Origin of the sequence: Methanobacterium sp. (assembly GCA_030017655.1) — an archaeon.
Lineage (GTDB): Archaea > Methanobacteriota > Methanobacteria > Methanobacteriales > Methanobacteriaceae > Methanobacterium_D.
Window position 1 is genome coordinate 1 of record JASEIM010000006.1, and the last position, 25853, is coordinate 25853.

The following is a 25853-nucleotide window of genomic DNA, read 5'->3' on the forward strand; positions in this document are numbered from 1 at the left end:
CTTCAATTGATGAGTGAGGACATCCTAAACAGATAAGATCGGGTTTTCCACTTGCAGTTGAAAGTTTTTCCCTTGTTTCGTTAATATCAGCTCTATCAATACTGATCTTTTCTAAATCACTGACTTCTAATCCCTGGAGGGCTTCTTTGTACTCTGGAGTTAAATGTTCAACATGATAAAGCGCCACAGCGCCGGATGATGCAAGGGCAGCCCCTAAACTTTTAAGATCATTTATAGAGGATCTATTCTGGAATTTAAAATAAGGAACACCATCTCCCACCGCTTTACCAACTAAATAGCCGATGGCGCCGTAATCTGCACCTTTAATTTCATCCTCAACTTCAACAATTAAGTTTGCTTTACGATTCTCATCAAGATGAAAACCGTATTCAGCGGTTTTACCACAAATCGCGGCTGAAAGCGCCCCCGGTCCACCTTCACGGTTGGTCTTAGCGCCTATAACTGAATTCACGTAGGCCACGGCGGATGATTCTGACCATGCAACATGATCCCCTTTAACTGGAACGTTTCCAACGAGATATGGCGTACAGGTGCATGTTGTGGTGATATCCATTTTTCTGTAGGCCTCGATTATCTTCAACTGCCTATCTGTGAATTCCTTTGAAAATCCAAGGTCTCTCCTTTCAAGGTCCACACCAGCAGGATTTAGAGTGGATGGAACTATGACTCTGGCATCTTTAGCCATGTCTTCCAGGAATTCCAGTCCAGCATCTCCAATGGTTTTATATGAAACCCCTGCTATCTGGGCTGATGTTATATCAACCAGTCTTTCGGCGTTGTAGATTTCGCCTAATGCTATAAGAATTTCCATACTCTTTTGAACGGCAGCTCCGTATTCCCCTGCCTCCATTTTCTCTTCTTCTGGTGTGAGGTACATAAAAATCACGTTTATGTTAATTTAGCCTTAATTTAATAATTCAGCTGTTTTAAGCTTAATCATATTTAAATGGTTTAATTACTGTTTTATCTGAGTTCCAACTATCTCATCAACAATATCTGTAAAGTTATCCATTTCTTTAAAGGGTACAACGGCGCCTGCAGCAATATTATGGCCACCACCAGCTCCATTAAAGCTTTTTGCAGCTTCACTAAGGGCATAGCCGAGGTTTACTCCTTTTTTAATCATTTCCATTGTGGTTCTTCCAGATATTTTCACAATGTCATGCATCTTGGATATGGTGATCACAGGTTTTTGGGGATCTAAAATCTCGAGTTCAAGCCCTATACTTGCTATTGTGCCCATTAAACTTTTTTTAGCTTTATCATTTGTGTAGATATACTGTATATTGTCAAGCTCGGTGGATCCTTCCTTTTTGATCCATTCTATTCCTTTAACCAGGCTTTCCCTGTATTTTTTGGCAAATTCAATTCCCTCATTAAGTGATGGGTCTCTTTCGCCCATGCAGATGCTTAATCCAACACCGTACTTTTTATTTTTACCGCAGGCATCCAGGATTCTGGAATAATCTTCAATATCTCTTAGAGCAGGCGCTTCATCTGGAACGCTGTAGGTTTTGCTGAATATTTTGGGATTTACCTTGATCAGCTCTTCTTTGAGAATATCCCTTTCTTCATTACTCAGGTCTTCAAATTTAATCCCGTAGGATAAACCATGATCCTGTAAGAATGCTTTAGCTCCTTCTGGATCCCCTGAAATCCCTTTTAAGGCAGGATTAAATGTATATGCAAGCGATTTATAGATGGGCTCTTCTCTTTTATATGTTATTTTAAGGTCTTCACGCTCCTCAATGACCCCTGCATTAAGGCCTTCATCGAGTATCATCCTGTTTACGCCTGTAATTTCTTCCTGACACTGCATATCTCCAAAGGCGCCGACAAGGGCGAGTCCTGAAAGATCTACATTGTTCATTCCTTTTACAGATAGATATGATACTCCAGAGGCGCTTATATCGCGTGTACCGTCTAATCCAAATAGATGTGGATTAACATGAACCACATTGTCGTATTTTTCTTCATCCTCTGATAAAACCTGATGATGATCAGCAATAACTGAATCTGCTTTAAATTTACTTATAAGTTGAGGATATGGGCTTCCCATATCGCAGAAAACAAATAATTTATATCTTTCCTGCCGGAGTTTTTTTATAAATTCCTCTTTAAGTCTTGGAACTATTGTAGCATGGAATTTTCCGCCCTGTTTGGATATTGCATTGCACATTACCCCAGCGGCGGATAATCCGTCAGAATCATTGTGAGAGATAATTCTCACAATATGATCCTTTTCTATATGCTCTTTTATGAGGGAGCAGGCTTCGTCAGCCCTATTTAACAAGGAGTGCTGCGCTTCTTGGGTCATATCTCCATCCTTCAGGAAGTACGCCTTCTCTTACGTAGTATCTGACTAATCTTCTTATTTTTGATTCGATAATTCTTAGTCCTCTTCTTGTGTGAAGGTCTTTTGGATTTTCTTCAAGATGGTCCCTTATATTAACTGCTCTTCTTATGAGATTCATAAGATCTTCAGGGTATTTAAGTTCCTGGCCGTGGTCTGCAAGTATTTGGGTTATTTTCTTCCCGGTTACAAGTTTCACATTGGGAATACCATACTGGTCTCTTAAAATTATCCCAATTTTACTTGTGGAGTTACCTTCTTTTGTGAGTTTTAAAATTATCTCTTCAATTTCTTCGTTTGAATATTCAATCCATTCAGGCTTTATTGCCATAAAATCACCTCAAAAATTCCTCAAAAATCTATATAGATTTTTGGGACTCGAAAATCTTCGATTTTCGGTAGTTTCTATTTTTGTGGTTCGAAAAATCTATGATTTTTCTCACCTCTATATAAGTTTAATAGGTTAAATGAATTCTTCGACTAGTCACTTGTTGAATTTAACCATGATGCAAATTTTTCAAGTGACTTTCTTCTGTGAGAAAATTCATTTTTTTCTACTCTTGTAAGCTCTCCAAAAGTTTTATTAAAACCTTCTGGAATAAAAAGCGGATCATAGGCAAAGCCATGATTTCCACGCTCTTCGTATGCTATATGTCCACTGACAAGGCCTAAAAAAATCTCGGGTTCGGATTTGGGCGTGCAATACCCAATAACCGACCTGAACTCGGCGTATCTGTCTTCAACATCATTCATGAGCTTTAAAATGCCTTTATTTCTAAGAGTTTCCTGCACGTAGGAAGAATATGTTCCTGGAAACCAGTTCAAGGCTCTTATAAAAAGACCGGCATCTTCTACTATGACTGGTCCTTTAAGTTTACCTGCAGCATATTCTGCGCCGTATCTGGCCACATCTTCAAGAGATCCCTGTATTTCAGGGTATCCAAGATCGATATGCTCAAGTTCTATGCCAAATTTTTCAAAAATTCCTCTGGCTTCTTTAACTTTGTGTTCGTTACCTGTTATAAATGTAATGATTTTTGCCACTTTATACCACTCAACCTGAAATAAATTCATTTCTGTTAAAATATCTTTATCTTTTAATTATTTATTGGATTTAATCCTTTTAAAATTCACTTGAATCAACAGAACCCCGCGTATTTAAATATTCTTTTTTTTCCAGATTATGAAAAGTATCAATACTAATCAGATTAATATAATATCAATGGCCATTCATAAAGTTTTTTCAGCAAAAGATAATGGAAATTTCATAAAGACAGCATCTTTTTATGAACTATATTCATTGTTAAAAACTTTAAAAACATCTAAAGGCCATTTTGTACTTGTTTTGGGCACGCCAGGCACTGGTAAATCTGCCAACATATATCAGGCACTTTCTTTGCTTGATTTTGATGTTTATGATACTTTTCTATTTATAGATGCTCATTCAACACCTCAAGATGTATTCAGGATTTTCTGGGACACCCTTAAAAAAGATATGGGTGCTAAATCCAAAAAAGAGGTTTATAAAAAGGCATCGGAATATGATTTGATTCTCTTTGCTGATCCTTTCCTTGATTCAGAATACATTGATGGGGATAAGATGGGTTTAGGGTTATGGACTGAAGAAAAGGGCCCTGATACATTCCCTTTATATTTAAAAGTTTTATATGAATATTTTAAACACTACAATGATTTGAAAAAGGTTAATATCGTTGCTCAAACAGCATGGATATTAAAATTTCGGGGAGTTAGGTATGATATTCTCACTGATTTCGGTTTTTTCTCCAGAATTTTGGTTTTTTTATTGAAAAGATTATTTGACGTGGTTATGATATCTTACACCAAAGAAGAGATGATGGAAATTGTTAGAAGTTATCATAGGGATCTTGATGATGAAAAAATTGGAAAATATATAAGAAAATATGGTAACAGGCCACGTTTTATCTTTGAAGCTCTGGATAAAGAAACAGAATAAGTATAAAAGAAATTTTTTTAATTTTTTCGTGTTATATTCTTATAAATCCTCAAAAATGATCTGATATTTTAACTGTCAATTTGAATTATTTGGATTAGATATTCAAAAAATGCATTCCCTTTTGTTATTAAATAGGTTTAAAAATTTAATTTTATTACTTACCCAATATTTTTTATTAAATAATTTATATAATATATGATGGTGATGTATATGGCAGATATTTATGATAAAATGGTAAACGAGGCTCTTGCAGCTCAAAGAGCAGATGTAAATACTGTGAAAAAATATAGAGGACAGGAATTTAAAATGGAACATACAAAAGCTTATGTCGATGTTGCAAATAAGATGGAAGCCATTGACGGACAAAGTGAAGCGGTAATAAACCTCCATGTAGATTCTATTAACAATCATTTTGACATTCTAAGTAGCCTTACTGATTCTGTAAGACCAGAGGATGATCCTTTTGTAGAACATTACCAGACACCAGCGATACTTGAGATATTATACGAAGAAGACGATGACTTTAAAAAAAGCGTTGATAAGTTTATAGATGTTATTGGGAAATCCGAAGATATTATAGGGCTTGACTCTGTAAGAAGGTATTCTGGATTTTATGGGCCTACATGTGTTGTTGATTTCGCCATGATTCCTGGAAGTAGCAGTAATGTGGTAAATAGGATATTGAAAAAGACAGATATACCCGATGATCATAAAAGGACCATATTGGCTGCAAAATCATGGGGAATGAACACATCTTACGGTATAGGTGAAATATTTGCAAATAAGGTAGAAGAAGGCGTAACAGTTAGTGAGGCCATAAAAGAAGAAATAGAAATGGTTAAATCCATATATGAAACTCCTGTGGATGCCCAGGCAAAATTAATGGACTCATTAGGTCATGAATCATTTGATGTAAGGAAATACATGGCAAAATACAAAGAAAACATGAAAGGAACTGTTATGGATGCTGTAGAAGACGGGGTACATTATGGAAACATAGTTACTGTCCCTGCTTACTGTGTTGGTGATATATCTCACCATATATCTCAATCAACCTATAACATGTGTAAAGATGATGTTATAATGGCCATAATTGAAGCTACAACTGATGTGATGGAATCAACCCTTAAAAATGCCATGAGCAACATTAAAAGTGAATATCAATTATTATCAGTAGCTACAGGGTCTGCTGCATGTGCAGTGGAATATATACTGGAATTGGATGGATTTAACGCCCCAACAGTGGTTGAGCTGCTTACAAGAAGATTCCACAATTATGTGCAGCTATATCCCACAAGAGGAGCTGCAGCAGAACTTCACAACTGTGACTTTATGGACACCATTTACAGAGGATGGAAAAGCCTGGATAAGGCAAGAAGAATGAGAAATGGAAGTGAAGGAAAATTAGAACCAGATGTAGCAGGATTTAAAGTAGATTTAGATCCAGTAGATAAAAATGAAGTTATAATGAATCCTCAAAGATACACATATCCCGCATGCGCTATAACAGTTCGATTCTCCTCTTTAATGAGATTGGCTGATTATCCTTGCCTGATTACCAGTGAACCAATAACTGCTACCATGATGACCAACATTATAGCCCTGCACAAAGAAACTCCTGCATCCCCAGTCAGGGCATGTAAAAATTGTGCTTCAGCATGTCTCGTTGATTTCAGACACAGTTACTGCCAGTGGAAAGAAGCAGTATAATTCCTTTATTTATTTTTTAAGGTGATAAAATGAAATGTTACATGTGTGCTTTAGAAGGGAAAGATACAGATGCACTGGCCATTTGCATAGTCTGTGGAATGGGTGTCTGTATGGATCACCTTATTAGAGAAGAACTTGAAATCTGGGAAGGCGATTATCCATTCCCTTCAAAGAGATTTGAAAAGACATTGCCCCGATTTTTATGTGAATGGTGCTATGAAGCATATCAAAGCGGTTAAGGGTGATTTACAATGATTTCTTTAAAAAAAAGGTTTTTAGCAGAACTAATAGGAACTTTCTTCCTTGTATATATAGGGGCGGGTGCTGCAGCTATAACATTAATGATCAGCAGTGGGGCGCCTCTTCCAAATACATTTAATATAGGTATAGGTAGTTTAGGCGGATTAGGGGACTGGTTAGCCATAGGTTTAGCTTTTGGTTTAACTGTCGCTGTTCTAATTTACGCTATTGGCCATATTTCGGGGTGTCATATAAATCCTGCAGTTACAATTGGTCTTTGGGCTACAAGAAAATTCCCTGCAAGTGATGTTGTTCCATATATTGTTGCACAGTTAATTGGAGCATCTCTTGCAAGTTTCTTATTTGCTGCAAGTGCAGGTATGGGTGCAGTTACTATTGGAGGGCTTGGAGCAACTGCCCCCTTTGAAGGAATTGGATACTTTCAGGCGATACTTGTTGAAGCAATAGGTACATTTCTCCTTATGCTTGTTATAATGGGATCAGCAGTTGATAAAAGAGCTGCTCCTGGATTTGCAGGTATTGCAATTGGTTTTACAGTAGCAGGAGTCATAACAACAATAGGAAATATTACAGGAGCTTCAATCAACCCTGCAAGGACATTTGGACCCTATTTGGGGGATCTTGTTCTTGGTGGAAGTAATCTATGGCAATATTTCCCAATATATGTAGTTGGGCCCATTGTAGGGGCTGTAATTGCAGCATTTGTATATGATTATATCTCATCGGAAGAAAAATTGCCTTATAGGGGAATTACTGGAGAAAATAAAAGGAAAATGTAGATATGATGATCTTAATCATCATAAACCTATTCATTTTAGAAAAGACTTTATAACGAGTTTACAGTGTACCTACCCCTCCCTTCAACTTCTCCAATTTTTTGAATTATTTCCTGGTAGTTATCAGCGATTTTATATCCTTTTAAAATTTCATCAAAACATATATCTGCAATTTTATAATGAATCCCTGAAATTGCTTTTTTAAATACCAGAAGGTCAACTCCTTTATCTTCAACTAAATCAGAATTTTTTCCAAGCCCAAAATCTATAAAGACAATTTTCTCATCTTTTAAAATTAAATTAGATGTTGTGAGGTCACCGTGAATTATACCACAATTATGTAACTTCGCTATGTCCTTGCCAATTTTTCTGGAGATCTTTTTAATTTCATCAATTGAAACATCTTCAAAAACATCTTTAATCATCTTTCCATCAACTTTTTGGAGCGTTAGCGAGTATATGGCTTTATTTATATCATAAATTAGCGGGGTTGTTACTCCACAGCTCTTGGCTTCGCTTAAAAGCTTGGCTTCTTTTTTTGTTCTCTTCTTCCTTAAATGGTGGTCGATTTCGGGAATTCTGTAGCTTTTAGGGATTCTTTCTTTAATGAAAGCATTATGATTCAGCCAGTTACTTTCATAGAGATTGGCTTCAGCTCCTTTTTCTGCAATTTCAGCAGGTAATTGCAGATGTTTTGTGGAGGATTTCATCCATGGAACATCCACCATGTCCGTCCTGTACTTCTGGATCACTGTTGTATCTTCTATATGCTGTGTTAATCCATGTTTATACATTAATTGGCCCATCCAGGCAATCATAGCGCCATTATCACCACAGTACTTTATGGGGGGCATATAAAAATCTGCAAAATGTTCTTCTGCCATAATACTGACCATTTCACGTAATCGGGAATTTGCTGCAACTCCACCGCATAACATTACTTCTTGTTTCTTTGTATGGGCCAAAGCACGTTCTGTGACCTCAACAAGCATTGAAAAGGCGGTTTCCTGTAAACTGTAGCAAACATCATCCAGTGGAGCTCCTGATTCATATTTCCTTATAGCTGCAGTAAGAACTCCTGAAAAAGAGAGATCCATTCCTTTAACAGCATAGGGAAGTTTTATGTATTCATCTGCATTCTTCGCGTGTTCTTCGACTTTCGGGCCGCCAGGATGTCCAAGCCCAACTTCACGTGCAAACTGGTCAAGACAATTCCCCATGGCAATGTCCAGGGTTTCTCCAAAAACTCTGTATCTTTCAGATTCATAGGCAATTACTTGAGTATTTCCCCCACTCACATAAAGTGATACAGGATCTTCAGCACCAGTTGTAAGCTTTCCTATTTCAACATGTCCCAAGCAGTGGTTAACTCCAACAATAGGAACATTTAATGAGATTGCAAGTGATCTTGCAGCAGTTGCAGTGGTTCTAAGTGCAGGGCCAAGTCCCGGCCCGCGTGAAAACGCAACAAGGTCTATGTCATCGATATCTAATTTTGATTCGGCAAGCGCATCTTTTATTAGTGGGACTATTGAAGCAGCATGGTGTTCAGCTGCTTCTCTGGGGTGTATTCCTCCACTTTCTGGGATTAACTGTTTTCCACAAGATGCGAGGATATTTCCTTCGTCATCGACGATTCCAACGCCTGTTTTTTCCGCGGTTCCTTCAATTCCAATACATATCAATTATATCACTTTAATTAGAATTATCGACCTATTTTATCCTTTATAAATTCAATATTCACTTTTTTATCTTTATAAATTAATTAAAATAAATCCATATATTTAGCTTAAAACTATATTCATATTATAATCTGATCATTAATAAATTTCAATGGTGATACAATGAACAATATAAAATGCTACGGCTCATCAGAAATTCTCAAGAGACTTGAAAATAAGGATCCTTTATTTTTATGTGTTATTGCAACTACAAAGACATCCAATATTCCTGGAATAACTGGTGCTGGTGCTACACCTGAACTTACTGATTATACACCCGCAGCTGATTTAGAACTTGTGATACATGGAGCACCTAAATGTCTTCCAGAAATTCCCCAAACAATAGTTGGAGATGATGTGGCCCCAACACCGGCCGTAATAACAAAAGCATGTCTTGAACTTGCTGATATACCATTAATGGTTGCTGATGCTGGCGCTGGAATAAAACCAGATTTGCCTTATATTAAATTGGGTAATGAACCTGGAAAAGATATAAGAACCGGAAAAGCTGTTCCCAACGCGAAGGAATTATTTGACAAAGGTGTGATGCTTGGTAAAACTTTATCCAAACTTACTGATCATCTTGTAATTGGAGAAAGCACCCCTGCAGGTACAACTACTGCTCTGGGAGTTTTAACAGCTCTCGGATACGATGCGAGAATGAAGGTAAGCGGCAGCATGCCGAAAAACCCCCATGATTTAAAACAAGAGGTAGTTTTAGAAGGGCTTAAAGCAGCAGGATATGAAGAAGGCGATATTGTGGAGGACGCTCTTAGAGCAGTTGAAATTGTGGGAGATCCAATGATCCCGGCTGTTGCAGGGATTTTAATTGGTTCATCTGTTCCAGTCACGCTAGCAGGCGGCACACAGATGACTGCGGTGTGTTCTGTTATTAAAAACGTTGATCCTGCCTTTGATTTCTCCAGTATATGTATTGCAACAACCATTTTTGTTGCAGAGGATGAAACAGCAGATATTAATTATATTGTGGACCAAATAGCAGATATCTCTGTTTTTGCAGTTGATCCAGAATTCGAAAAATCAACTGTATCAGGGCTTAAAAGTTATTTAAATGGTTCTGTGAAGGAAGGAGTAGGTGCTGGCGGTGCTATGATGGCTGCAACATTAAAAGGTGCTGATATGGAAGATATAAGGGAGAAAATTGAGGATCTTTGTAAAAAGATCTTCTAAAAATCATTTATTATTTTTAATATTTATGAATCAATTTAAATTCCTTAAAAATTTCCTTATAAAGTTTTTACCCTCTAAAAAGATTTCCATAGTTTGTATTTTATTTTATATATGGGGAATTATTTTTGCTTTTATGAATCCGGTTCTTGCACATTTCACTTTTTCTGGGGGGATGTTTCTGGATGGCATTGAAGTGAAAATACAGATGCCTATGGATATTACATTAGATTATATTTTGAATCAGTTTATTTACTATCTTGGCGCCGTTTCATTGGGTATTTTTTTAAATAATCTGGTTTTAATGATTTTATGTATTTTTTCAGGGTTTGCCCTAATCCCAGTTATTTTAATTGGTCTTTTCATGAAAATGGGAACTACAACATTTTTTATTGTTGAAAAACTGGGTTTTACAGGAATTTTGGTTCTTATAGGTTCATTTCATATTTACTTCGAGTTTTTAGCCGCACTTCTGGCTATTGACGCCTTTTTTAAGTTTTATATTTCCTTTATAAGTTCAATAAGGCAACATGATATCACTGTATTTAAGGAAGATGTTTTAAAAGAATTTTTACCTATATTTTTGCGGATTATATTGCTTTTAGCATTCGCAGCTATTTTAGAGGTTTTCTGGAGCACATGGTGGGTTTACATACTCACAGATCATTATATTTCATGGTATGAGTTTTATTTTGGCGCATATTCTGTTCTTTTAATTTAGGATATTTCTATTAATATAAAACTTTAAATAGTGTTATGTTAGAATTATATAACATTGGGTTAGAAATGTATAACATTATGTTTGAAATAATTAACTAATAATAGGAGTGATTAAAATGGATGTGAATTTCAATTATTTCTGGGGTCTTCTCGGTATTTTAGGGCTTTTAGGGTACGTGTTAGGAAATCCGGTGTACTATGCATTTTTTGCATTTTTCCTGTTCTTTTTATCTCCCGTCTATAATTGGGCTAAAAAAGGAGAGAAAAAAGAAAAACGTGAAAGAAATTATGACATGTATAAAATAAGTATGTGGATTGGGTCAGCCATATTACTCGTCTGTTCATTTTATTTAATGGCCACTAAAACCATGAACGATTTTGCAGCTATAGGGCTGCTTTTAGGTATTTTAATTTACGTATCCAGCTTTTTTGCATCTATTGGGATGGAGAAAACAGCCAGGGACGAGCGTTTAAGGAAAATTGGAACACTTGCAGCCACATGGTCATGGTACATCACCTTAGTATTTGTCTCTTTCCTTGTTGTATCAATGTACTGGGCGCAGAGGATTCATGATCCTATTGAACTAATGGGACTAACAATTTTTGTCATGGTATCTACAATGCTTGTGGCTAACGCCATTTTAAGCCGTACAGGAGATATAGATTTATAGATTAAACTGTTGAAATAATCTTTAACTAAAAATGGGATCAAATGAGAACAAGAATTAAAGAATTCAGGGCCAGATACAATTTAACCCAGGCAGAACTTGCAGAAAAGGTAGGGGTTAGAAGAGAAACTATAGTTTTTCTTGAAAAAGGAAAATATAACCCATCTTTAAAATTAGCTCATGATATTGCAGTAGCTTTAAATTCTAATATTGATGAGCTCTTTATTTTTGATGATGAGGAAGAAAAAAAAGATGATTAGAATACTAAAGTTAAAATTAAAACAAAAGCACCAACGATCCAGCAGTAATAAGCAAAGAACAGTAAACTTCTTTCTTTTACTAATTTTAACATCAATTTAATGGCTAAATAACCGGATATTGCTGCTGCGATAAAACCAGCTATAAAGGCACTTGCGTTAATGTCTAAACCTGTACTTATATCTTTTACCTGAACTAAGGCTGCTCCTAAAATTGCAGGTATGGAAAGTAAAAAGCTGTAACGTGCCGCTAAATCTCTTTCAAGACCTAAAAATAACCCTGTAGAGATTGTAGCCCCCGAACGAGATATGCCTGGAGCAATGGCGCATGCTTGAGCAATACCTATTAATAGGGAGTTTTTAATATTCATTTCCTTTAAACTACTCTTCTTTAGAGTTCTTTTTGATATTCTTTCTGATCCCCAAAGCAGGAAACCGGTAATAAGCAAAAAGAATGCTACAGCTGTTATATCGCTGAACAAACTTTCAAAGAAATCTTCGAGAAATACTCCGGCTAATCCGGCAGGTATTGTACCAATAATTATGAACCATGTCAGTTTTTTAAATTGATCTTCTTTAATTTCATTTTTAAACTGACGGCGAGGTATATCCATTAAACTGGAGACGAATGACTTTAATAATTGTACTACATCTTTCCAGAAGTACCCAATTACTGCTACAAGACTTCCTATGTGTAATACAGTGTCAAAAGCTAAATTAGGCGCGAATCCTGTGAGTTCATGCATGAATACAAGGTGTGCTGAACTGCTTACTGGTAAAAATTCAGTTAGTCCCTGAACTGTCCCTATGATGATTCCTGTTAAAATCTGTGTAATATCCATTATTTCACCAAATAATTAATGCATTAAAAATTAATTAGAATATTTTAAATCATTAGATTTATTCTCTTTCCAACGCTTTAATTCCTTTTTACCCATCATTCTTTAAATATGGTGGTATTTAAATCTTGTCTAATAACAAGTTATAACTTATAACTAATAACTTAAACCTTGTAATTATCTTTTACAACAAAAAATAAAAATTGTTTATGGTTATTCTACAAAAGTAAGCCAGCCAAATCTGTCTTCATCCACACCTCCAACGATATTGAAGAATTTTGTCTGTAATTTCTCTGTTAATGGGCCTCTTTTTCCGCTACCGATCTTTATTTTATCAACAGATCTAACTGGAGTTATTTCAGCAGCAGTACCGGTTAAAAAGATTTCATCAGCTAAATACAGCATTTCTCTTGGTATTGATTCTTCTTTGACTTTAATCTCTAATTCTTCAGCTAATTTAATTACAGAATCTCTTGTTATTCCTGAAAGTATTGATAGAGAGGAATGCGGGGTATAAATTACATCCTCTTTAACCAGAAATATGTTTTCTCCACTTCCTTCACTTACCATCCCACTGTAGTCAAGCATTATTGCCTCATCAAAACCATTGAACACAGATTCCATCTTTGCCAGTTGAGAATTCATATAGTTGGCACCAGCCTTGGCCATATTAGGAAGTGTGTTTGGCGCCATTCGCCTCCATGTGGAAACACCTAAATCCACACCATTTTCAAGTGCATCTTCACCGAGATATTTTCCCCATTCCCAGGCAGCGATAACTGTGTCAAGGGGACAGTTCAAGGGATAAACTCCTAATTCTTTATATCCACGAAATGCAATAGGCCTTATGTAACAGTCCTTGAGGTTGTTGACCTTTATTGTTTCAATAATTCCATTGCAGATTTCATCTACAGAATATGGGATGTCCATCCTGTAGATTTTCCCTGAATTAAATAATCTCTCAACGTGCTCCCGCAAACGGAATACAGCAGGCCCATTTTTTGTGTTATAACACCTTATACCTTCAAATACGCTTGAGCCGTAATGAACAACGTGAGATAGAACGTGTATATTTGCATCTTTCCAGTTTACGAATTCTCCATTAAACCATATTTTCCCTGTTTCTTCATTAAAAGCCATGATAATTCCTCTTTTTGCTCTATTGATCTATTAGAAATCTATTTATTATTTTGATGAATCCATGTCATTAAATTAGATATTATCAATTGTATATAATAAGCTGTGGGGTTATTAAAAAATTCAACTAATTCCTTTTTAAATCAGAAAAGTTTATATATGCTGCCATCCAATACTCAAAAATACTCAATTAGGGCCGGTGGTCTAGGGGTATGATACCTCGCTTACAACGAGGTGATCACGAGTTCGAATCTCGTCCGGCCCATCTTTTTTGAAAGGACAGACCCAAGTTCTTTAAAAATCTTTGATTTTTTATGTTGAAGGAAATCTGTCAAAATTCGTAAATTTTGACGCAACGAATCGAAGATTCGTATGCTTTCATTTCCTGAACCGCAAATCGAAAGATTTGCAGGCAGCAAAAACTTTGTTTTTACAGGCCTCGCTTCGCTGCTGAAGAAGGAATAAAAACGAATCCTATTTCTAAAAACAATAACATTGAATAATTTGATGATTTCTAAAATAAAGTATTCTATTAAAAAGTTATAAAGCTTTTAAAAACACAGTTTTACACTTATTTTAATGATTCTTTTGAAATTAAGTGAAAATAATCAAGGCAATATAAACCATCAAACAGACAAAGAATACTGTAGACCCTTTAATCAGAGTAACGGTTAAATCTCGTTCAACGGCTATGACTATTCCATAAGATAAAATTGCAGCTATAACAATCCTTAATACACCTAAAAGGGCCCGATTCGGAGCCACAAGATATGTTACGACTGTTGATATGGCTAAAACAATCAATATAAGTGCAGCTGTGCTGCTTAATATTACTTTACCCCACGCCTGCAGTTTATTTGATGCAACACTTCGTTTTCTTCCGGAAAGAGAACTTCTTTTACCTGATTTAGGAAAAGAACCGCTGATTTTTGACCCAAATGAAGGATCATAATCATCATCTTCATCTTCTTCTTCCAATTCAGCGTCTTCATAACTTTCTATTTTCTTGTTGGAAAGGGATTTTGCTATTCTCATCAATTCATCTTTATCTATAAGTTCGACATTTCTACCCTGTGCATAGCCTACCGCATTATCAGAAAAGGTGGATGTAGTTATTATTACAACTTTAGATGCATTAAGGGTTTTTGCTACCATTTCCATCTCTTTAATAACATCTAAACCGACTTTCCATCTTTCTTCATAGTTTTTACATGCTACAACAATGCCAATGTCCCCTAAAACAGTAGGTAAGACTCCATAAATATCCACAACATATTTTGTTGTTTTATAATACTTCTGGACTTTGAATCCAGATTTTTCCATTATTTTTGCTACAAAATCCACCAGTCTATTTTTTTCCAACTTTCTCACCATTTAGAAGTGGGGGGATAAATATAAATCAAGTAATATGATCTTATATTCTACATTGTGATTATTTAATATGTAGTATTTAGTTTTAACGATTCAAAAATTAATAAACTAATTTTCCAGTAAACTTTTTGAAGATCAAAAAATAGATATGCTCTATGCGAATTTTGATAACAAATGACGATGGGGTTAACTCATCAGGTATTATAGCAGCGAAAAATGCAGTCAAAGAATTGGGAGATATTAATATTGTGGCACCAGCAACCCAGCAAAGTGGAATTGGACATGCATTAACGCTCTTCGAACCTATAAGAGTAACATCATCAACAATGAGAGATGGCAGCGGAGCTTATTCAGTATCAGGAACACCAACAGATGCTGTGATAATTGGAATATACGAAATAATGAAGGAAAGACCTGATTTATTAATATCGGGGATTAATATAGGAGAAAATCTGGGAATGGCAGAACTTACCACCTCCGGAACTGTTGGAGCTGCAATGGAGGCTGCAGTTCACGGAGTGCCCGCAATTTCAATTTCACTCCAGGTAACACAGGATGACATTAAATTCCATGATGGTCACGTGGATCTTGACTTTGAATTTGCCCAGAAAGTGCTCAGGAAAGTCTCAAACAGGATATTACAGAAAGGTCTTCCGGATGGAGTTGATTTTTTAAATGTGAATATTCCTTCACACCCTGAAACCCATAAAATCAAGTTAACAAGACTTGGAAAGAAAATGTATTCAATCCACATACAAAAAAGACTTGATCCAAGGGGAAGAGAATATTACTGGATTGATGGAGACCCCTCTGGAATAGATGAAGAAGGGACAGATGTATTTACACTTAGAAATGATAGATGCCCAACTATAACGCCTTTATCACTCGATTCTACTTCTAATATTGATTTAATGAAAAACTGGCTTGATTGATATTAGCAAACAAATTTAAAAATAAGCGTGGTCATATGGAGACTTTAGATTCAAATGGAAAAAAAATCAATCAGGGATTAATGGTTAAATATACAAGAACCCATACAGTAGGAAGGGTTGATAAAATAATCTCTGAAAATGGTGCTTTTTGGGTTAAAATAGATACAAGTGGCCTTTATTATAGAAGCGAATATATCGAAGTTATTGAGGGTAATAATGCTTATATAGAACGGAATAAGCCGAATAAGCTAAAGAATAAATCAGAAAAGTTTGAAATTGAAATTCCAGTTGAAATTTCTGATACAACTGATGGACCAGGTGTTGGCGGGGGTTAGATTTTAAGTAATCTAATAGCAAAGAAATAATTATGATTTCAACCGTTACAACAACTACAACAGAAATATCCATATGGCAGATATTAGGATTCGTTATAGCTCTAATTATTCTCTTTTTGATAATTGTATGGATGGTAATGAGACATAAAAAGAAAAATCAGGGGATATAAAAAAAGGACAAATAAATTTAAAAATAGACAAAAATCCTCTATTTAAAAACAGGGATACCCAAAATATCTTTTTCACCCATAAAAACGGCTCTTGCAATCTGGGCGCTTCCAAGAGATCCAGATCTTTCGCCGATTTTCACAACCGGGGCGATATCTTTAATTTCTTTTTTAATGGCTCCAAATACATTGATTGGCTCTTCCATTGAGCCAGTTGAACCTGTAAGGACAATTCCATCCACATTTTTTGCTATTCCTGCTAATCCGTAGATTTCCATCACTATGGTCATGATCATGGTTTCAATTGCAAGTTTGGCCTTCTCATCACCATCTAAATAGTTCTGGATGATTTTATCCTTCATTTTACTGACTTTTTCATCAATATCAGCGATTTTTACGGCACCAGCTCTTGAAAAGCATTCATTAGCAGTTCTGATTCCATCATCTATGTCTCTAAGCATCTCAAGGTCAAGGGGTCCGTGCATAATTCCCATCCCACCAAGACAGGCATCTATCGCGCCTTTAATGATTCTATCTTCAATTAGAATGCTCACAGTATTTGAGCTAATATCTGAAACAATCATATTTTTAAATCCGGTTTCAAGGAAGGCATTATAACAGATGCTCACCTTTTCAGAGCTTGCATGGTGAGAATAAGCTGCCTTAAACTTTTCATCAAGACAGGGGGTAGTTTTGTGAATTCCAGGGATTACAACTGTAGGAATGTCCGAATTTTCGATTTCATCATAAACGGCAGTTCCTCCTCCTGTTACCTTACCAGCACCTTCCATGGAAAGAATTCCTCTGCCTTTCACCTTTTCTATGGGTGTTATTCCGGTTAAGGCATCTCCCATGGCATAGGTAATTGCCATGAGGTCAATAGAATCAAAATCAACTCTTTTAGAGAGTTCTTCTACTGCAGAGACCTTTCCTGAGGAAGAATCTTCCCTGGAAATCTTAAAATGAGTTATTTCATTGTCAATGATGCTGAAAGAGACTCCTGTAGTCCCGTGATCCATTCCTACAAATACCACGAACTCACCTTTGTTTTTCTATAAAAAGAATTTTAAAAAATTGAATGAAATTTGTTTTTTGCAGTCGTTTGCTTAGAAAAACGCGTTTTAATAACTGTTAAGTTTAATTCTATTTCTGCAAGCCGCAGAGCTTTCTAAGCTTTGTACCAACTTCTTCAATCTGTAATTCTTCTTCCATTTCCCTTATTTTGTTGAGCATTGGTGCTCCTGCCTGATTTTCAAGGGTCCATTCCTTGGTGAATTTGCCCTGCTGAATTTCTTTAAGTATCTCCTTCATTTCCTTCCTGGATTCTTCTGTAATGACTCTTTCTCTTCTGGTGAGACCTCCAAATTCTGCTGTGTTACTTACATTGTCCCACATTCCAGCAAATCCTTTCTGATATATAAGGTCAATTATAAGTTTTAATTCGTGACAGGTCTCGAAATATGCGATTTCTGGCTGGTATCCTGCTTCTACAAGGGTCTGGAAACCTGCTTTTATAAGTTCTGTTGCTCCTCCGCAGAGTACTGCCTGCTCACCGAATAAATCGGTTTCGGTTTCTTCTTTAAAGGTTGTTTCAAGTACTCCTGCTCTTGTAAGACCTGAACCTTTGGCCATTGCAAGCACAATTTCTTTTGCATTCCCTGTGTAATCCTGTTCAACAGCTACAAGTCCTGGAACTCCAAACCCTTCTTCATATTCTCTTCTAACAGTTGCACCTGGCGCTTTAGGAGCTACCATTGCTACATTTATGTTTTTTGGTGGTTTAATGTAGCCGTAGTGTATATTGTAACCGTGTGAGAATGTGAGAGTGTTTCCTTCTTCTAAGTTATCTTTAATTGAGTTTTCATAGACATCTGCCTGGATTTCATCAGGGATTAATATGTGAATGACATCTGCTTTTTTAGCTGCTTCTTCAACTGGTAAAACTTCTAAGCCATGACTTTTTACTATGTCCTCTGATGAACTACCTTTTCTAAGTCCAACAACAACATTTAATCCACTTTCTGACATATTTCTGGCCTGGGCCATCCCCTGACTTCCATAACCTATAACTGCAATTGTTTTATCCTTTAAAACGTCTAAATCTACGTCTTTTTCATAATGTATATTCATTTAATGCCTCCAAATATTCTATATTGGGTTCAGGAAAAAACTGTCAAAATCTTTGATTTTGACGCATCGAAAAATTTCAATTTTCGAATGCTATGTTTTTCCTTCAACCTCCAAATCTTTGATTTGGGCCGTCGAACACTTTGTGTTCGGGCATTTGAAATCAGAGATTTCGAATAAGTTCAGAAAAATAATTTCGTATTTTTCTCAACCTCCAATTAGGATTTAAAATAAAAATTACCTGTTATTATGAGGTAAAAATTAATTCTATTTAAATATTCCACTGATTAATTTATAAATTTTGTCATACCATATTTTTTTTTGAACTGATTAAATTGAAAATCAAAATTTCCAAATCCAGTTATAGATTATAGAATAAAACTTTTTGCCAGAATACCCAGTCCAAGAAAGATTAGAACAAATGGAAAAATAATATGGCCATATTTTCTAATTCTACTCCCCAATAATCTATTATCAACTAATTTAAAGCTTATATAACACCAAATACCGATCATAATTAGGAATATTAATATTATAATCAGGACTTGGTAAGAGTTTATACTTGCAAATAAGGGAATATAAACACCTATGTTATCTCCTCCATTTGCAACTGTAACTGATGCAACCAAAAATGAATTGTTATTTTTTAATTTAGAGCATATGGATTGATTTTCATTTTTCACACTGTAATCTGGAAGATTATTGTTATTTTCCCTTAAATCTTTAAGATTCTTTAATCCTATAGTTATAGGAGCTAATCCAAGTAATCCAATCCATTCCATTGGAATAAAGAATTTTAAAAAATAGCTCAGGGCACTTATCAGTATTAAAGTTATAACTCCAAAATATTGGCCTAAAACAATTTGTTTAGTATCAAAATCTTTAATTGCAAAAAACAACATTAAAACAAACAGATCATCAAGATTTGTAGCTATAAACATTGTCACAGCAGTTAAAACTAAAATGAGAGGTTCAATCATGCTAACACAGGAACTAAAAATAAAAATTAAGGAAAAATAAGTTTTAAATAGTTCTAATACCTCGAGACATTGCTGTAGGTCCTGTTCTTGCTATTTCCTTGATCCCAAAGGTTTTAACAAGGTCTATAAGTGCGTCGATCTTATCTGAAGCACCGGTAATTTCAATTGTCAGTGTTTCTGGACTCACATCAATAATCCTGCCTCTAAAGATGTTTGCATACTGAATTACTTCAGATCTTACCTTTTCAGTTGGAGTATGAACTTTAATCAGACACAACTCTCTTTTAACTGTTTTTTCAGGTTCAAGATCTCTGACCTTGATAACATCTATTATCTTATTCAACTGTTTTGTAATCTGTTCCAGGACTTTTTGATCTCCTTTTGCCATGATTGTCATTCTGGCGATGCCTTCCTGCTCAGAAGTTCCCACTGTAATGCTGTCTATGTTAAATCCCCTTCTTGTAAAGAGTCCTGCGACTCTCTGGAGTACACCAGGCTTGTGAAGTACAAGGGCGCTTATTATATGGGTTCTTTCGTTTTCCATATTATTCACCTGCCCTTTCTTCTGCTTCTCTATAGTATGGCACGCCATCAGCACTTTCAAGCTCTATTTTATACTCTCCAACCATTTCGGTAAGTCCACAGCCTGGCGGTACCATTGGAAGTATTTCTTCTGGGTCAATTGTTATATCGATAAGTGTTGGTTCTCCTGAGTTAATTGCATTTTTTAAGGTTTCTCTAACTTCACCCGGTTTTTCCACTCGGTATGCAGCTACTCCAAAGGCTTCTGCAAGTTTAACAAAATCAGGAACTTCTCCAAGATGGGTATGTGATAATCTCTTCTCGTAGAATAGCTTCTGCCACTGTGCAACCATTCCCAGATATCTGTTATCTAAAATACAGATTACAACAGGGATATCATACTCTTTAATTGTTGCAAGGTCCTGTGAAACCATAAGGAATCCTCCATCTCCACATACTGCAACAACATCACTTTCAGGTTTTGCGACTTTTGCCCCCATTGCTGCCGGGAATCCGAATCCCATAGTTCCAAGACCGCCTGATGATAGGAAGGTTCGGGGATGCCTTACTTTGAAATAATGGGCCATCCACATCTGATTTAAACCAACATCTGTTGTAACTATGGTTTCTTCATCTGTAGCCTGCATTATTTCTTTAATAACCTGCTGCGGTTTTAAAGGAACATCATCAAAGGAAGTTCTCGGTGTAGATGACCGTTTACAATTTTGTACATATCTCATCCATTCATCAGTATTTCCACGAATATTGATCTGGCTAAGGGCTTTAATAAGATTTGAAAGAGTTATCTTTGCATCACCAACAATTGGGATATCTATATCCACATTTTTCCCAATTTCTGCTGGATCAATATCTATGTGGATGATTTTAGCATTTTTAGCGAATTCTGCAACATTTCCAGTTGTCCTATCTGAAAATCTGCATCCTACTGCAATCAGACAATCGCATTCATCAACCATAAAGTTTGAGGGCTTTGTCCCGTGCATTCCAAGCATACCCAGTGAATATGGATGATCTTCTGGGAAAGATCCTTTACCCAGTAGAGAGGTAACGACCGGTGCATCAATGATTTCTGAAAGTTTAAGAAGCTCTTCTGATGATCCAGATAGGATTACTCCACCACCAGCAAGTATCACTGGCTTTTTAGAATTTGCAATTAAATTTGCAGCCCTTTTAATTTGTAATGGGTGGCCCTTTCTGGTGGGTTTATAGCCTGGTAAATCAATTCTAACTTCTTTTTCCATGTCCAGCTCCTGTTCCTGAACATCTTTAGGTAAATCCACAACTACAGGTCCAGGTCTACCGGTTCCAGCGATATAGAATGCAGATTTAATCATTCCGGGGATTTCCTGTGGAGTCATTGGCTGGAAGTTGTGTTTTGTAATGGGCATTGTCATTCCTATGGTATCAACTTCCTGGAATGCATCATTACCAATAAGTCCTGTTGCAACCTGTCCAGCAATGGCTACTATTGGTGAAGAGTCCATGTATGCTGTTGCAATTCCTGTTACTAAATTTGTGGCTCCAGGACCGGATGTACCGATACATACTCCTACTTTTCCGGATGCCCTTGCATATCCATCTGCAGCATGGGCTGCACACTGTTCATGTCTTACTAAAATATGTTTCATGTCAGAATCATAGATTACGTCGTATAAAGGAAGTAAAACGCCTCCAGGATAACCAAAGACAACATCTACTCCCTGATCTGCGAGTGATTTAATTAGCGCTTCGCCGCCTCTCATAAAAACACCTTGATTAACTTTTTTGGTCTTGAAATTTAGACTTTAAATATCTATTTCTTTTAGAGAATAAATATTATCTCTATCCCTATGTTGGCTAACTTAAGATATATAGTTAAGATAAAAAACATTAACTGTGAAATTAATTATCAGATTAAAGTTTATACAATTTGAGGTGGATTTATATGAAAATACTTGTAGTAGGTACAGGGGCAAGGGAACACGCAATTTGTAAGGCGATTGAAGGAAATGCAGAATTATACTCGATTATGAGCAATAAAAATCCGGGAATAGCGAGAATATCCAAATTCCAGATTGGAAGCGAAAACGATATTGAGGGAGTTAAGAAATTTGCGGCTGATAATAACATTGATATGGCCGTAATTGGGCCTGAAGCTCCACTTGAGAAGGGTATTGTGGATGCACTTGAATCAATGGGCATAGGATGTGTTGGTCCCACCATGGAAGCGGCCAAAATAGAAACAGATAAGGTTTTTATGAGAAATTTGTTTGAAAATTACAAAATAGACGGTTCTCTGGTTTACAGAGTATTTGATAATTATGATGATATCAGTGATTTTATTGATGATTTTGGAGAGGACGTTGTAATCAAACCGGTTGGTTTAACTGGTGGAAAAGGCGTTAAAATAATGGGAGAGCAACTAAAGGATGCTGATGAAGCTAAAAAATATGCTAAAGAGGTAATAGATACTAAAATGGGAGGTCATGCACGAGTTGTTATTGAAGAAAGGGCGATTGGTGAAGAATTCACTGTTCAGGCTTTTGTTGATGGTAAAAATATTGCCCCAATGCCAGCGGTTCAGGATCATCCCTATGCATTTGAAGGTGATGAAGGCCCAATAACTGGGGGAATGGGTTCTTATTCTGATAAAGGTGGATTATTACCATTTTTAGATAAAAAGAGTTATGATAAGTCAGTTGGGATAATGGAGGATACTGTAAAGGCTATCAATAAAGAAGTAGGTCCTTACAGGGGATTTTTATATGGACAGTTCATGCTGGGTAGAGATGGCCCGAAGCTCATTGAGTACAATGCAAGATTTGGGGATCCTGAAGCAATGAATGTTTTAGAGCTGCTTAAATCTAATTTTGTGGATATCTGTGAGGGTATTGTCAACGGGAACCTTAAGGGGGCTGAATTTGAGGATAAAGCGACTGTTTGCAAATATATAGTGCCCAAAGGATATCCTGGAAGTGCAGTCCCAAATCAGGTTATAGAAGTGGATGAAAAAAGGATAAATGATGCTGGTGCTCAGGTTTACTACGCAGCAGTTAATGAAAAGGATGGAAAGGTGTACAGTTCCTCTTCAAGGGCGTTAGGTCTTGTAGCAGTAGGTGAAACAATAGATGAAGCAGAAAAACTTTGCGAAAATGCTACAAAATATGTAAAAGGCGATATTTACCATAGAAGAGACGTTGGAACAGCTGATTTAATACAAAAAAGGATAAGACATATGGAGCAGCTTAAAAAATAAGGATGTTTTGAATATTGGAGTGAATTATGCGAAATTTAGATGAATACATTCCTGAATTAAGTAATAAAGAAAAAATTCTAAAGATTACAGAGAAAATAGTTAATAATGAGCTTAAAATAGATAAATATGAGAGTAAAAGGCCTATTATAAAACAGTGCATCAAAGAAATGGAGAATAAGATGTTTAGACTCCATAAAAAGTCTCGGGAATATCCGAAAAATCAGAAAATAGGGAATGAAATTGAAGATACTGAAAGTAAACTTAAAAAGGGAATTAAAATCCTCAACGGTTTAAATGATAAAATAATTCGCAAAGAGATTGCTTTAATAAAGCTTAAACAGGAAAGAAGGAAAGAGATTAAATCGGGACTCACAGAATACATGAGTAAAATTAATTCGAGGTATAAAAAACTTCAGGAAGAAGAGATTAGAGATAATGAACCCCATGAAGATAGAAAGAATGAATTAGAAAAAATTGAGAAGGAAATTGAGCATATTAAATGCCTGATTAATACAGAATTTAACGGTAAATAATTCACCTTGAAGATATAGAAAGATAAATATAGTAGGATTTAAATAAACAATTATTTCAATGAATCTGGAAATGAATGAAAATTTGGAGTGAAATTAATGAAACATCTTTTATCAATGGAGGATGCCCGGGATGAAGTGGATGAAATACTGAATCTTGCAGGGAAATTTAAAAAGGGGGAAATCCCTGGAGAGCCGTTAGCCAAAAAATCACTGGCAATGATATTTGAAAAGGCATCTACAAGAACAAGGGTATCTTTTGAAGTAGGCATGTATCAGCTAGGTGGAAACGCTCTTTATCTATCAAGAGATGACCTGCAGCTTGGCCGTGGTGAGATAATAGAAGATACGGCCAAAGCCATGAGTAGATATGTTGATGGCGTGATGATACGGGCCATAGAACATGATGATGTTTTAGAATTTTCACAAAATTCAAGTGTACCTGTAATAAACGGGCTTACAAACAGAGAACACCCCTGCCAGGCATTTGCAGACCTTTTAACAATATATGAAAGTAAAGGAAGCTTTGATGTGACGTTGTCTTACATTGGGGATGGTAATAATGTTTGTAATTCCTTATTATTTGCATCTGCATTTGTGGGTATGGATATGAATGTTGTATGTCCTTCAGACTACAAACCAGACTTTGAAATTGTTAAAAAAGCCGAAGAATATGCAGAAATGTCAGGTTCAAAGATAAAAATTACTGATAACATTGAAGAAGGACTTAAGGGCTCTGATGTTATTTATACAGATGTTTGGGTGAGTATGGGTGATGAAGCTGAAACATCTAAACGAATTAATGATTTAAAAAATTATCAGGTGAATAAAGAGGCTTTAAAACTTGCAGATCCAGATGTTATTGTGTTGCATTGTCTCCCAGCTATAAGAGGTCAGGAAATCACAGATGATGTTATTAATTCTGATCATTCTGTAATCTGGGATCAGGCTGAAAATAGATTGCATGCTCAAAAGGCAATTCTTTACAAGCTTTTAAAGGATTAAAATAGTTTATCTTTAATTTATTTGGCATTATTTTTTTATACTTTTAGACGTATTGATAGTTAAAGAAAATGTTTCATAAGTATTTGCAGTAATAATACTTTGGATCATTGACATTTATTTTGATTTATATTAATTATTATTAGATGGCATTTATCACCTTAAAAATTATGTATATGCTATTAAACCGTTTATTGAATATTATAAATGTTTAAATTATTTTTTATGTAAATATAATGTATTAAACAGGTATTTTAAGCTTTTTTATTACTAATAATAATTTATTCTTATTTTTAGTTAGCGCTATCACTTATTTTACCTATTAAATCATTAATATGGTGTTTTATAAGGTAAGTAAACCATAACTTTAAATACTTATTTAATATATATCAGTAATAACGAATTAATTAATAAAAAATTAATAGGGAGTGGTAATATGACTGATGAAACTAAAGAAAAATTAGTTGACGCGGCTTTAAAACTGTTTGCAGAAGAAGGATATGTCGGAACTAAAACAAGAATTATAGCTCATGAAGCAGGTTTTAGTGAAATGACATTGTTCAGAAAATTTAAAACTAAAGAAAATCTATTTGACACAGTTTTGGTAGAAAAGAAGGAATTGATACTGGATGAAATATATTCAATATTTAATAGAAATAAAGTAAAAGACCCGGCAGAGTCTTTTAGACTCCTAATTGAATATTTTTACAGATTAATTGAAGACCATTTCCAATGCATCAGTATATATGTTAATGAAAGACGTAGAGTGTCTGATAGCATTCTTGAAGAATTTATTGACCATTTAAGCCAGTATTTAGAAAGAAAATATCCAGAAATTAAAATTAACAGCAGAGTATTTGCTTTTAATATACTATCATTTTTATATCTGCTTATACTGGATAAAAATATGGGATATAGTTTTGTTGATCATGAAAAAGCAGTTAAAGAATTTATAGAGTATAATAAAGCTTTTCTTATTTAATATTATAACAATTTTTTATTGTA

Annotated in this window: 28 protein-coding genes and 1 tRNA gene; 16 read left to right on the top strand and 13 right to left on the bottom strand. The window is 35.5% G+C overall.

Going from position 1 to position 25853, the window contains the following annotated elements:
- From QMD61_03950 to QMD61_03965, 4 genes are all read right to left on the bottom strand, one after another.
- Window positions 1–898 (bottom strand): aconitase X catalytic domain-containing protein (locus tag QMD61_03950; GenBank protein ID MDI6723776.1); only part of this gene is annotated, 898 nt, incomplete at its 3' end.
- A gap of 78 nt (window positions 899–976) precedes the next feature.
- Window positions 977–2338, bottom strand: a complete 1362-nt coding sequence (locus QMD61_03955) for a DHH family phosphoesterase (GenBank protein MDI6723777.1) — start codon at window positions 2336–2338, stop codon at window positions 977–979.
- Window positions 2304–2705, bottom strand: a complete 402-nt coding sequence (locus QMD61_03960) for a 30S ribosomal protein S15 (GenBank protein ID MDI6723778.1) — start codon at window positions 2703–2705, stop codon at window positions 2304–2306. The genes QMD61_03955 and QMD61_03960 overlap by 35 nt, the downstream gene beginning before the upstream one ends.
- A gap of 149 nt (window positions 2706–2854) precedes the next feature.
- Window positions 2855–3409, bottom strand: a complete 555-nt coding sequence (locus tag QMD61_03965; protein ID MDI6723779.1) for an XTP/dITP diphosphatase — start codon at window positions 3407–3409, stop codon at window positions 2855–2857.
- A 187-nt stretch (window positions 3410–3596) separates the two neighbouring features.
- On the opposite strand from QMD61_03965, the gene QMD61_03970 reads away from it, so the two are divergent.
- The 4 genes from QMD61_03970 (at window position 3597) to QMD61_03985 (ending at window position 7099) form a co-directional block, all read left to right on the top strand.
- Window positions 3597–4349, top strand: a complete 753-nt coding sequence (locus QMD61_03970; GenBank protein MDI6723780.1) for a hypothetical protein — start codon at window positions 3597–3599, stop codon at window positions 4347–4349.
- Window positions 4350–4559: 210 nt separating this feature from the next.
- Window positions 4560–6059, top strand: a complete 1500-nt coding sequence (locus tag QMD61_03975) for a DUF2193 domain-containing protein (protein MDI6723781.1) — start codon at window positions 4560–4562, stop codon at window positions 6057–6059.
- A 29-nt stretch (window positions 6060–6088) separates the two neighbouring features.
- Window positions 6089–6298, top strand: a complete 210-nt coding sequence (locus tag QMD61_03980; GenBank protein MDI6723782.1) for a DUF2180 family protein — start codon at window positions 6089–6091, stop codon at window positions 6296–6298.
- Window positions 6299–6310: 12 nt separating this feature from the next.
- Window positions 6311–7099, top strand: a complete 789-nt coding sequence (locus QMD61_03985) for an MIP/aquaporin family protein (GenBank protein ID MDI6723783.1) — start codon at window positions 6311–6313, stop codon at window positions 7097–7099.
- A 47-nt stretch (window positions 7100–7146) separates the two neighbouring features.
- Here the strand turns inward: QMD61_03985 and QMD61_03990 are convergent, their stop codons facing one another.
- On the bottom strand, window positions 7147–8781 hold the full coding sequence (locus QMD61_03990; GenBank protein ID MDI6723784.1) for a bifunctional N(6)-L-threonylcarbamoyladenine synthase/serine/threonine protein kinase: 1635 nt from the start codon (window positions 8779–8781) through the stop codon (window positions 7147–7149).
- A gap of 159 nt (window positions 8782–8940) precedes the next feature.
- Here QMD61_03990 and QMD61_03995 point away from each other — a divergent pair, with 159 nt between their 5' ends.
- From QMD61_03995 to QMD61_04010, 4 genes are all read left to right on the top strand, one after another.
- Window positions 8941–10008 carry a TIGR00303 family protein gene (locus tag QMD61_03995; protein MDI6723785.1) on the top strand — a complete coding sequence of 356 codons (1068 nt, stop codon included), beginning with the start codon at window positions 8941–8943 and terminating at the stop codon, window positions 10006–10008.
- Window positions 10009–10180: 172 nt separating this feature from the next.
- Window positions 10181–10726, top strand: a complete 546-nt coding sequence (locus QMD61_04000; GenBank protein MDI6723786.1) for a stage II sporulation protein M — start codon at window positions 10181–10183, stop codon at window positions 10724–10726.
- Between the two features lie 115 nt (window positions 10727–10841).
- The gene (locus QMD61_04005) at window positions 10842–11396 is read left to right on the top strand and encodes a hypothetical protein (GenBank protein ID MDI6723787.1); all 555 of its coding nucleotides are present in this window, start codon (window positions 10842–10844) and stop codon (window positions 11394–11396) included.
- A 41-nt stretch (window positions 11397–11437) separates the two neighbouring features.
- Window positions 11438–11653: a helix-turn-helix transcriptional regulator gene (locus QMD61_04010; GenBank protein ID MDI6723788.1), complete on the top strand. Its 216-nt coding sequence runs from the start codon at window positions 11438–11440 to the stop codon at window positions 11651–11653.
- Here QMD61_04010 and QMD61_04015 read toward each other — a convergent pair.
- Window positions 11650–12492, bottom strand: coding sequence for an undecaprenyl-diphosphate phosphatase (locus QMD61_04015; GenBank protein MDI6723789.1), 843 nt, complete (start codon window positions 12490–12492; stop codon window positions 11650–11652). The genes QMD61_04010 and QMD61_04015 overlap by 4 nt on opposite strands.
- Window positions 12493–12702: 210 nt before the next feature.
- On the bottom strand, window positions 12703–13629 hold the full coding sequence (locus QMD61_04020) for a branched-chain amino acid transaminase (protein ID MDI6723790.1): 927 nt from the start codon (window positions 13627–13629) through the stop codon (window positions 12703–12705).
- 190 nt (window positions 13630–13819) lie between these two features.
- Here QMD61_04020 and QMD61_04025 point away from each other — a divergent pair.
- Window positions 13820–13891 (top strand) — tRNA-Val (locus tag QMD61_04025).
- Window positions 13892–14220: 329 nt separating this feature from the next.
- Here QMD61_04025 and QMD61_04030 read toward each other — a convergent pair.
- Entirely contained in the window at window positions 14221–14988 is a 768-nt protein-coding gene (locus QMD61_04030) for a restriction endonuclease (protein MDI6723791.1), read from the bottom strand.
- Between the two features lie 164 nt (window positions 14989–15152).
- On the opposite strand from QMD61_04030, the gene surE reads away from it, so the two are divergent.
- Genes surE through QMD61_04045 form a run of 3 tightly spaced genes read left to right on the top strand, consistent with a single transcriptional unit; the run spans window position 15153 to window position 16434 of the window.
- On the top strand, window positions 15153–15929 hold the full coding sequence (gene surE, locus QMD61_04035; protein MDI6723792.1) for a 5'/3'-nucleotidase SurE: 777 nt from the start codon (window positions 15153–15155) through the stop codon (window positions 15927–15929).
- Window positions 15930–15964: 35 nt separating this feature from the next.
- A complete protein-coding gene (locus QMD61_04040; protein MDI6723793.1) occupies window positions 15965–16264 on the top strand; it encodes a DUF2098 family protein in 300 nt (99 codons plus the stop codon).
- Window positions 16265–16296: 32 nt separating this feature from the next.
- A complete protein-coding gene (locus tag QMD61_04045) occupies window positions 16297–16434 on the top strand; it encodes a hypothetical protein (GenBank protein MDI6723794.1) in 138 nt (45 codons plus the stop codon).
- A 38-nt stretch (window positions 16435–16472) separates the two neighbouring features.
- On the opposite strand, the gene QMD61_04050 is transcribed toward QMD61_04045, so the two are convergent.
- From QMD61_04050 to QMD61_04070, 5 genes are all read right to left on the bottom strand, one after another.
- Window positions 16473–17465 carry a methanogenesis marker 12 protein gene (locus QMD61_04050; protein MDI6723795.1) on the bottom strand — a complete coding sequence of 331 codons (993 nt, stop codon included), beginning with the start codon at window positions 17463–17465 and terminating at the stop codon, window positions 16473–16475.
- A gap of 109 nt (window positions 17466–17574) precedes the next feature.
- Window positions 17575–18561: a ketol-acid reductoisomerase gene (ilvC, locus tag QMD61_04055; protein ID MDI6723796.1), complete on the bottom strand. Its 987-nt coding sequence runs from the start codon at window positions 18559–18561 to the stop codon at window positions 17575–17577.
- A 365-nt stretch (window positions 18562–18926) separates the two neighbouring features.
- A complete protein-coding gene (locus QMD61_04060) occupies window positions 18927–19538 on the bottom strand; it encodes a cadmium resistance transporter (protein ID MDI6723797.1) in 612 nt (203 codons plus the stop codon).
- A gap of 43 nt (window positions 19539–19581) precedes the next feature.
- Window positions 19582–20082 (bottom strand): acetolactate synthase small subunit, encoded by a 501-nt coding sequence (gene ilvN, locus QMD61_04065; GenBank protein MDI6723798.1) that lies wholly within the window; start codon window positions 20080–20082, stop codon window positions 19582–19584.
- 1 nt (window position 20083) lies between these two features.
- Window positions 20084–21823 (bottom strand): acetolactate synthase large subunit, encoded by a 1740-nt coding sequence (locus QMD61_04070; protein ID MDI6723799.1) that lies wholly within the window; start codon window positions 21821–21823, stop codon window positions 20084–20086.
- A gap of 182 nt (window positions 21824–22005) precedes the next feature.
- Between QMD61_04070 and purD the strand changes: the two genes are divergently transcribed.
- The 4 genes from purD (at window position 22006) to QMD61_04090 (ending at window position 25830) form a co-directional block, all read left to right on the top strand.
- On the top strand, window positions 22006–23316 hold the full coding sequence (purD, locus tag QMD61_04075; protein MDI6723800.1) for a phosphoribosylamine--glycine ligase: 1311 nt from the start codon (window positions 22006–22008) through the stop codon (window positions 23314–23316).
- Window positions 23317–23342: 26 nt separating this feature from the next.
- Entirely contained in the window at window positions 23343–23849 is a 507-nt protein-coding gene (locus tag QMD61_04080) for a hypothetical protein (GenBank protein MDI6723801.1), read from the top strand.
- A 96-nt stretch (window positions 23850–23945) separates the two neighbouring features.
- On the top strand, window positions 23946–24851 hold the full coding sequence (gene argF, locus QMD61_04085; GenBank protein ID MDI6723802.1) for an ornithine carbamoyltransferase: 906 nt from the start codon (window positions 23946–23948) through the stop codon (window positions 24849–24851).
- Window positions 24852–25284: 433 nt separating this feature from the next.
- Window positions 25285–25830, top strand: coding sequence for a TetR/AcrR family transcriptional regulator (locus QMD61_04090; protein MDI6723803.1), 546 nt, complete (start codon window positions 25285–25287; stop codon window positions 25828–25830).
- Window positions 25831–25853: the final 23 nt, after the last annotated feature.